General features: G+C 72.0%; 7 protein-coding genes. All 7 read left to right on the top strand.

Annotated elements, in window-relative coordinates; genetic code table 11:
• The first annotated feature begins 432 nt into the window (after nucleotides 1-432).
• The 7 genes from rho (at nucleotide 433) to G5C65_RS03460 (ending at nucleotide 8101) form a co-directional block, all read left to right on the top strand.
• Nucleotides 433-2610 (top strand): transcription termination factor Rho, encoded by a 2178-nt coding sequence (gene rho, locus G5C65_RS03490; protein WP_165297089.1) that lies wholly within the window; start codon nucleotides 433-435, stop codon nucleotides 2608-2610.
• A gap of 315 nt (nucleotides 2611-2925) precedes the next feature.
• Nucleotides 2926-4143, top strand: a complete 1218-nt coding sequence (locus G5C65_RS03485) for an LCP family protein (RefSeq protein WP_165297088.1) — start codon at nucleotides 2926-2928, stop codon at nucleotides 4141-4143.
• Between the two features lie 120 nt (nucleotides 4144-4263).
• Entirely contained in the window at nucleotides 4264-4491 is a 228-nt protein-coding gene (rpmE, locus tag G5C65_RS03480; RefSeq protein WP_165297087.1) for a 50S ribosomal protein L31, read from the top strand.
• 126 nt (nucleotides 4492-4617) lie between these two features.
• Nucleotides 4618-5703, top strand: a complete 1086-nt coding sequence (gene prfA, locus G5C65_RS03475; protein WP_165297086.1) for a peptide chain release factor 1 — start codon at nucleotides 4618-4620, stop codon at nucleotides 5701-5703.
• A 36-nt stretch (nucleotides 5704-5739) separates the two neighbouring features.
• Nucleotides 5740-6585 (top strand): peptide chain release factor N(5)-glutamine methyltransferase, encoded by an 846-nt coding sequence (prmC, locus tag G5C65_RS03470; protein WP_165297085.1) that lies wholly within the window; start codon nucleotides 5740-5742, stop codon nucleotides 6583-6585.
• A gap of 150 nt (nucleotides 6586-6735) precedes the next feature.
• Complete coding sequence (locus G5C65_RS03465) at nucleotides 6736-7383, top strand: L-threonylcarbamoyladenylate synthase (RefSeq protein ID WP_165297084.1); 648 nt, start codon at nucleotides 6736-6738, stop codon at nucleotides 7381-7383.
• 52 nt (nucleotides 7384-7435) lie between these two features.
• The gene (locus G5C65_RS03460) at nucleotides 7436-8101 is read left to right on the top strand and encodes an arsenate reductase/protein-tyrosine-phosphatase family protein (protein ID WP_165297083.1); all 666 of its coding nucleotides are present in this window, start codon (nucleotides 7436-7438) and stop codon (nucleotides 8099-8101) included.
• The last annotated feature ends 45 nt before the right edge of the window (nucleotides 8102-8146 follow it).

Genomic DNA, 8146 nt, shown 5'->3' with positions numbered 1-8146 from the left:
GGAGGGGGCGGGCGGCCGCGCGCCCCAGTGAGTCGATTGCCGGTCTTCGAGAGGGGGAATGTTTGTTGGATCCGGTAGTGTTAACCTCAAGTCTGCACTCGCAGTCTCGTGGGTCCCGCGTACGAAACCGTGGCGGCTCGAAGAGTGCGGTGCTTGTGTGTTCCCCTGGTAGGACCAGTAGGGGCCACCTCTTCCTCCAGGAGCTTCCCACACTGCCTGCCACGCTACCGGGCAGCGCAGAGCATGCTCCGGAGCCGACGTGAAAGACACCCCTGTCTACGCTTCACGCCGAACCCACGTACTGATCTCCCCGCCGTACATCCAGGCGGGACCACCGCCCCGGTCGGGTCCGCGAGCACGGGACTCCAGCCGGACAGCACAACCGGTCGCCGAGCCAGACTGGCCGACGTCCGCTCCAGGGAAGGACCCTTCGTGAGCGACACCACCGATCTGATGGGCGTGAACGCCGATACCGCAGCCGACGGTGCCGCGGCGCCTGCTGCAACGGACGCTTCCGCCTCGCCTGCCACCGGTGCCGCACCCAGGCGTCGGCGCTCCGGTACGGGGCTTGAGGGCATGGTTCTGGCCGAACTCCAGCAGGTCGCCTCCAGCCTCGGGATCAAGGGCACCGCGCGGATGCGCAAGAGCCAGTTGATCGAGGTCATCAAGGAGCGGCAGGCGAGCGGGAGTTCGGCGCAGTCCGCCGACGCCCCGGCCGCCGCCGGCAGCAAGTCAGCCAAGGACAGCAAGGACAGCAAGGACACCAAGGCGTCCGCCACCAGCAAGGACGCCAAGGAGTCCAAGACCAGCGAGGCCGCGGACGCCGCGGACGGCACCGAGCCGAAGCCGAAGCGCCGCACCACCTCCCGGGCGCGCACCGGCGAGCGGGCCGAGGCGGCGGCCGAGGCGGCCCAGCAGCAGATCGAGATCCCCGGGCAGCACGAGGGCGAGGAGCGTCCCGCCGAGGGCGGCCGCACCCGCCGCGGCCGGCCCGCCGAGGCGGCCGAGGCGGCGGAGGGCCGTACGGACGCGGCGCCCCGGCAGGAGCCCGGCCAGGCCAGGGACACCAGGGACGGCAAGGACACCAGGGACGGCAGGGACGGCAAGGACGCAGCCCCGGCCGCCAAGGGCGCACCGGGCCAGGGGCAGGGCCAGGGGCAGGCGCAGGACGGCGGCAAGCAGCAGGACCGCCAGTCCAAGCGGCAGCGCGACCGGGACCGCAACCGGAACAAGAACGGCGACGGCGGTGGCCAGCAGGGCCAGGGCCAGGGCCAGAGCCAGGGTCAGGGCCAAGGCCAGGGTCAGGGCCCGAGCCAGGGCCAGGGCCAGAACCAGGGCGGCGGGGGCCGCCGGGACGACTTCGACGACGACGGCGGCGGTCGCCGCGGCCGCCGGGGCCGCTACCGGGACCGCCGCGGACGGCGGGGCCGGGACGACTTCGGGGCCGAGCCGCAGATCGCCGAGGACGACGTCCTGATCCCGGTCGCCGGCATCCTGGACATCCTGGACAACTACGCGTTCGTCCGCACCTCCGGCTATCTGCCGGGCCCGAACGACGTGTACGTCTCGCTGGCGCAGGTCCGCAAGAACGGGCTGCGCAAGGGCGACCACGTCACCGGCGCGGTGCGGCAGCCGCGCGAGGGCGAGCGGCGCGAGAAGTTCAACGCGCTGGTGCGGCTGGACTCGGTCAACGGGATGGCCCCGGAGGGCGGCCGGCAGCGGCCGGAGTTCACCAAGCTCACCCCGCTCTACCCGCAGGAGCGGCTGCGGCTGGAGACCGAGCCGGGCGCGCTGACCACCCGGATCATCGATCTGGTCACGCCGATCGGCAAGGGCCAGCGCGGTCTGATCGTGGCTCCGCCGAAGACCGGCAAGACCATGATCATGCAGGCGGTCGCCAACGCGATCACGCACAACAACCCCGAGTGCCACCTGATGGTCGTCCTCGTCGACGAGCGTCCGGAGGAGGTCACCGACATGCAGCGGTCGGTGAAGGGCGAGGTCATCTCCTCGACCTTCGACCGCCCCGCCGAGGACCACACCACGGTCGCCGAGCTGGCCATCGAGCGGGCCAAGCGGCTGGTGGAGCTGGGCCACGACGTGGTCGTGCTGCTGGACTCGATCACCCGGCTGGGCCGCGCCTACAACCTGGCGGCCCCGGCCTCCGGGCGCATCCTGTCCGGCGGTGTGGACTCCACCGCGCTCTACCCCCCGAAGCGGTTCTTCGGCGCCGCGCGGAACATCGAGGACGGCGGCTCGCTGACCATCATCGCCACCGCGCTGGTCGAGACCGGTTCCCGGATGGACGAGGTGATCTTCGAGGAGTTCAAGGGCACCGGCAACATGGAGCTGAAGCTCGACCGGAAGCTCTCGGACAAGCGGATCTTCCCGGCGGTGGACGTGGACGCGTCCAGCACCCGCAAGGAGGAGATCCTCATGGCCAGCGAGGAGCTGCAGATCGTCTGGAAGCTGCGGCGGGTGCTGCACGCGCTGGACCAGCAGCAGGCCATCGAGCTGCTGCTGGACAAGATGAAGCAGACGAAGTCCAACGCCGAGTTCCTGCTCCAGATCCAGAAGACGACGCCGGCGCCCGGCAACGGCACGGACTGACCCGTCCGGCGCGTCACCCGGTCGGATTATCCGGTGAGGGCCGTCCCACCCGTCGCGGTGGGGCGGCCCTCGCCGTGTTCTGGCTGTTGAGAGCTTGACCACAGACCGTTGCCTCGGGACACCTCCGCCACGTCGCCGGGCGCTGTGGCGTCGTCGCAGGTAGAACGGGATAGCGCGGGGTGTTCGGCCGAATCGGAGGTCCCGACCCGCAACCCACGGTTCACACACCGTGGCCAGGCACTGTGCAACCCTTCCGGCCGGGACGACGTCCCACCCGAGACAGCACGGCCGAGCAGCAAGGCAAGGGAAGTGGAGATGGCGGGCGAGAGCACTCACGGCCCGGCGGCGGACGAGCGCCGCGCCCGGGGCATACGCGCCACCGGCCGCCGCCGCAGGCCGCGCAGCGGCCGGCAGCGCGCGATGCGCGCCGTCGCCTGGACCGTCGGCGCGGCCGTCGTCCTGGGCGGCGGCAGCCTCGGCTTCGTCTACTTCAAGCTGAACGGCAACATCGACGGCGTCGACATCAACGCCGCGCTGGGCACGGACCGGCCGGCCGACATCCCGGGCGGCTCCCTGGACATCCTGGTCCTCGGCTCCGACAGCCGCGAGGGCGACAACGCGAAGTACGGCAAGGACGAGGGCGGCTCCCGCTCGGACACCGCGATGATCGTCCACGTCAACAAGGACCACGACCGGGCCAGCGTCGTCTCCATCCCGCGCGACACCCTCGTCCAGCGCCCCGGCTGCGAGGCGGACGGCGAGGCCGGCGCCACCCCGGAGGGCACGAAGGTCCCCGCGCAGCGCGCCATGTTCAACACCGCCTACGAGGTCGGCGGCCCGGCCTGCGCCGTCAAGACCGTGGAGTCCCTCTCCGGCGTGCGGATGGACCACTACATCGAGGTCGACTTCACCGGCTTCAAGAAGCTCATCGACACCCTCGGCGGGGTGAAGATGACCACCAACAAGCCGATCAAGGACAAGGACAGCCACCTCGATCTGAAGGCGGGCACCCACACCCTCGACGGGGAGCAGTCCCTCGGCCTGGTCCGCACCCGGCACGCCGTGGGCGACGGCAGCGACCTGGGCCGTATCCAGCTCCAGCAGGCGTTCATCAAGGCGCTGCTGGACCAGGTGAACAGCGTCGGGCTGTTCGGCAACCCCAAGCGGCTCTACGACCTGGCCGACGCCGCCACCTCGGCCATCACCACCGACTCCGAGCTGGACTCGGTGGGCGAGCTGGCCGGGCTGGCCAGGACCCTGCAGGGCATCAAGTCCGGCGACATCCAGATGACGACGCTGCCCGTGCGCTACGACCCGGCCAACCCGAACCGCGTGGTCCCCATGGAGCGCAAGGCCCGGCAGGTCTGGACGGCGCTGAGGCAGGACCGGGCCGTCCCGGAGGACGCCACCAAGGACACGGCGGGCGACGAGACGGACCTCGGCGGGGTCGTCAAGGGGACGAAGCGCCCGGCGGCGAAGGGGACGAAGAGCCCGGCCGCACCGGACCGGGCGGCGCCCGGGGCCGCGGAATAACCGGGCCCGGCCCCCGGTTTTGGGGGGTGCGGGCACCAGTGGCAAACTGGACCGTCGGCCCCGGTTCACGGGGGACAAACCGTCTCCCGACCCGGCGCCCTCCCGAACCTAGGAGTGACCTTGAAGCGCGACATCCACCCGGAGTACACCGAGACCCAGGTGAGCTGCACCTGCGGAAACTCGTTCACGACGCGTAGCACCGTGTCGGAAGGCGTGATCCGCGCCGACATCTGCTCGGCCTGCCACCCCTTCTACACCGGCAAGCAGAAGATCCTCGACACCGGTGGCCGTGTGGCCCGCTTCGAGGCCCGCTTCGGCAAGAACGCCGGCACCGCCGCCAAGAAGTAGCGACCCCGCAGCGCCGGTCCGCGGCCGCCCAGCTCGGGCGGCCCGGCCGGCGCTTTTGGTGCTTCTCCGCGGGCACCGCACGGCACACCAGGGCGGCTCACCTCTCCATGCAAAGGGACACTCACGATGTTCGAGGCGGTCGAGGAACTCGTCGGCGAGCACGCCGACCTCGAAAGGCGGCTCGCCGATCCCGCGATCCACGCCGACCAGGCGGGCGCCCGCAAGCTCAACAAGCGCTACGCCGAGCTCACCCCGATCATCGCCGCCTACCGCGAGTGGAAGCGGACCGGGGACGACATCGGCACGGCCCGGGAGCTGGCCGACGAGGATCCGGACTTCGCCGACGAGGTCAAGGAGCTGGAGCGGCGCCGTGAGGAGCTGACCGAGCGGCTGCGGCTGCTGCTCGTCCCCCGCGACCCCAGCGACGACAAGGACGTCATCCTGGAGATCAAGGCGGGCGAGGGCGGCGACGAGTCCGCGCTGTTCGCGGGCGATCTGCTGCGGATGTATCTGCGCTACGCCGAGCGGTACGGCTGGCGGACCGAGATCATCGACGCCCAGGAGTCCGACCTCGGCGGCTACAAGGACGTCCAGGTCGCCGTGAAGGCGCGCAAGTCCTCTGACGGGGGCCAGGGCGAGCCGGGGCACGGCGTGTGGGCCCGGCTGAAGTACGAGGGCGGGGTGCACCGCGTGCAGCGGGTGCCGGCCACCGAGTCGCAGGGCCGGATCCACACCTCGGCGGCCGGGGTGCTGGTCCTCCCGGAGGCCGAGGAGGTGGATGTGGAGATCAGCCCGAACGACCTGCGGATCGACGTCTACCGCTCCTCCGGGCCCGGCGGCCAGTCGGTGAACACCACCGACTCGGCCGTGCGCATCACCCACGAGCCGACGGGCATCGTGGTCTCCTGCCAGAACGAGAAGAGCCAGCTCCAGAACAAGGAGCAGGCCCTGCGCATCCTGCGCGCCCGGCTGCTGGCCGCGGCCCAGGAGGAGGCGGAGAAGGAGGCGTCCGACGCGCGGCGCAGCCAGGTGCGCACCGTGGACCGCTCCGAGCGGGTGCGGACGTACAACTTCCCGGAGAACCGGATCTCGGACCACCGCGTCGGCTTCAAGGCGTACAACCTCGACCAGGTGCTCGAAGGCGAGCTGGATCCGGTCATCCAGGCGTGCGTCGACGCGGACTCCGCTGCCAAGCTGGCCGCCGCGCAGTGAACCGCGCGGGAGAGCGGTGAGAGGGAGAGACGACCCATGAACGTGCTGCTCGCCGAGGTGGCGCAGGCCACACAGCGGCTGGCCGACGCGGGCGTGCCCTCGCCGCGGTTCGACGCGGAGGAGCTGGCCGCCTTCGTACACGGCGTGGGCCGCGGTGAGCTGCACCGCGTCGCCGACGCCGACTTCGACGCGCGCTACTGGGAGGCCGTCGCCCGCCGCGAGGCCCGCGAGCCGCTCCAGCACATCACCGGGCGCGCCTTCTTCCGCTATCTCGAACTCCAGGTCGGCCCGGGGGTCTTCGTGCCGCGCCCGGAGACCGAGTCGGTGGTCGGCTGGGCGATAGACGCGGTCCGCGCGATGGACGTGGTCGAGCCGCTGATCGTCGACCTGTGCACCGGCTCCGGCGCCATCGCGCTGGCCCTCGCGCAGGAGGTGCCGCGCTCCCGGGTGCACGCGGTCGAGCTGGACGAGGGGGCCTACGGCTGGGCCCGCAAGAACGTCGAGGGCTCCCGGGTCACCCTGCACCGCGGGGACGCGCTCACCGCCGTCCCGGAGCTGGACGGGCAGGTGGACCTGGTGATCTCCAACCCGCCCTATATCCCGCTCACCGAGTGGGAGTACGTGGCGCCCGAGGCCCGCGACCACGATCCGCAGCTGGCGCTGTTCTCCGGCGAGGACGGCCTGGACGTCATCCGCGGCCTGGAGCGCGCCGCGCACCGGCTGCTGCGGCCCGGCGGCATCGTCGTCGTCGAGCACGCCGACACCCAGGGCGGCCAGGTCCCGTGGGTGTTCGCGGAGGACCGCGGCTGGGCCGACGCCGCGGACCACCCGGACCTGAACAACCGGCCCCGCTTCACCACGGCCCGCAGGGAGGTGCCGTAGACGTGGCTCCGCCGGTCCGTGCCTGAGCACGGGATGGCTTCCCTCCCGGCCCGCGGGCCGGACGCGGTCGCACTCTGACCGCAGCCCCAAGACAGCACGCCATCGATTGAGGAAACGCGGAGCACCCGCAGCAGTTCGAGGAGGATTCCGATGGCACGGCGATACGACTGCACCGACGCGACCGACCGCAAGACCGGTCTGCGCGAGGCCGCTTCGGCGGTCCGCCGAGGCGAGCTGGTCGTGCTCCCGACGGACACCGTCTACGGCATCGGTGCCGACGCCTTCAGCCCGGACGCGGTCGGCGATCTGCTGGAGGCCAAGGGCCGGGGGAGGGGTGTGCCCTCTCCCGTGCTCATCGGCTCCCCGAACACCCTGCACGGGCTGGTCACCGACTTCTCCGAGATGGCCTGGGAGCTGGTGGACGCGTTCTGGCCGGGTGCGCTCACCCTGGTCGCCAAGCACCAGCCGTCGCTCACCTGGGACCTGGGCGAGACGGGCGGCACGGTCGCCGTGCGGATGCCGCTGCACCCGGTCGCGATCGAGCTGCTGAACGAGTTCGGGCCGATGGCCGTCTCCTCGGCGAACCTCACCGGGCATCCCGCGCCGCAGGGCTGCGACGCGGCGCAGGAGATGCTGGGCGAGTCCGTCTCCGTGTATCTGGACGCCGGGCCCACGCCGGACTCCGTGCCGTCCTCCATCGTCGATGTGACGCGCCGGGTGCCGCGGCTGCTGCGCGCCGGCGCGGTCACCGAGGAGGAGCTCCGCAAGGTCGTACCCGACCTGGAGGTGGCCTCGTGACGTCCCGCACAGCGCCGGTACGGGAGCCCCGGCAGAGCGGGGGCTCCGCGCAGTGACTGCCCCCCAAGGGCGTGGTGCTGCGGGGGCCGACGGCATAAGCGGCGCCTCTGGCGCGTTCCGTATCCTCCACGTCTCCACCGGCAACGTCTGCCGCTCGCCGATCACCGAGCGGCTGACGCGGCATGCCCTGGCGGCGCGGCTGGGCGGGGTGCGCATCGGCGGGCTGGTCGTGGAGAGCGCCGGAACCTGGGGGCACGAGGGCGCCCCGATGGAGGAGAACGCGGTGGCCGTGCTGCGCGAGCACGGCGCCGACTCCGACGGCTTCCGCGGCCGGGAGCTGCTGGACGAGCACGTCATCCGGGCCGATCTGGTGCTCACCGCGACCCGCGACCACCGCGCGCAGGTGATCTCCATGGGGCACTCGGCGGGGCTGCGCACCTTCACCCTGAAGGAGTTCACCCGGCTGGTGCGGGCGATAGACCCCGCGACGCTGCCCCCGCCGCGGACCGCCGAGGACGTGGTGGAGCGGGCCCGCGCGCTGGTGCAGGCCGCGGCGGCGCTGCGCGGCTGGCTGCTGGCCCCCAGCCAGGAGGCCGACGAGATCTACGACCCCTACGGCGCCCCCATCCCGTACTTCCGCAGCGTCGGCGACGAGATCGGCCGGGCGCTGGAACCGGTGGTCACCGCCCTGACCGGCGTCACCGCACGCGCGTCCTGACGCCAGGCTGCCGCGAACCGTGTCGCCCCGAAGGGGCGCGGGGAA

Origin of the sequence: Streptomyces boncukensis, assembly GCF_011045075.1 — a bacterium.
In the GTDB taxonomy this organism is placed as follows: Bacteria; Actinomycetota; Actinomycetes; order Streptomycetales; family Streptomycetaceae; genus Streptomyces; species Streptomyces boncukensis.
This window is presented reverse-complemented; position numbering and strand designations above follow the sequence as displayed.

Excerpts from the sequence above, each read along its gene's own strand:
- G5C65_RS03485 (WP_165297088.1), top strand. The coding sequence starts at position 2,926 with ATGGCGGGCGAGAGCACTCACGGCCCGGCGGCGGACGAGCGCCGCGCC.
- prfA (WP_165297086.1), top strand. The coding sequence starts at position 4,618 with ATGTTCGAGGCGGTCGAGGAACTCGTCGGCGAGCACGCCGACCTCGAA.
- prmC (WP_165297085.1), top strand. The coding sequence starts at position 5,740 with ATGAACGTGCTGCTCGCCGAGGTGGCGCAGGCCACACAGCGGCTGGCC.
- G5C65_RS03465 (WP_165297084.1), top strand. The coding sequence starts at position 6,736 with ATGGCACGGCGATACGACTGCACCGACGCGACCGACCGCAAGACCGGT.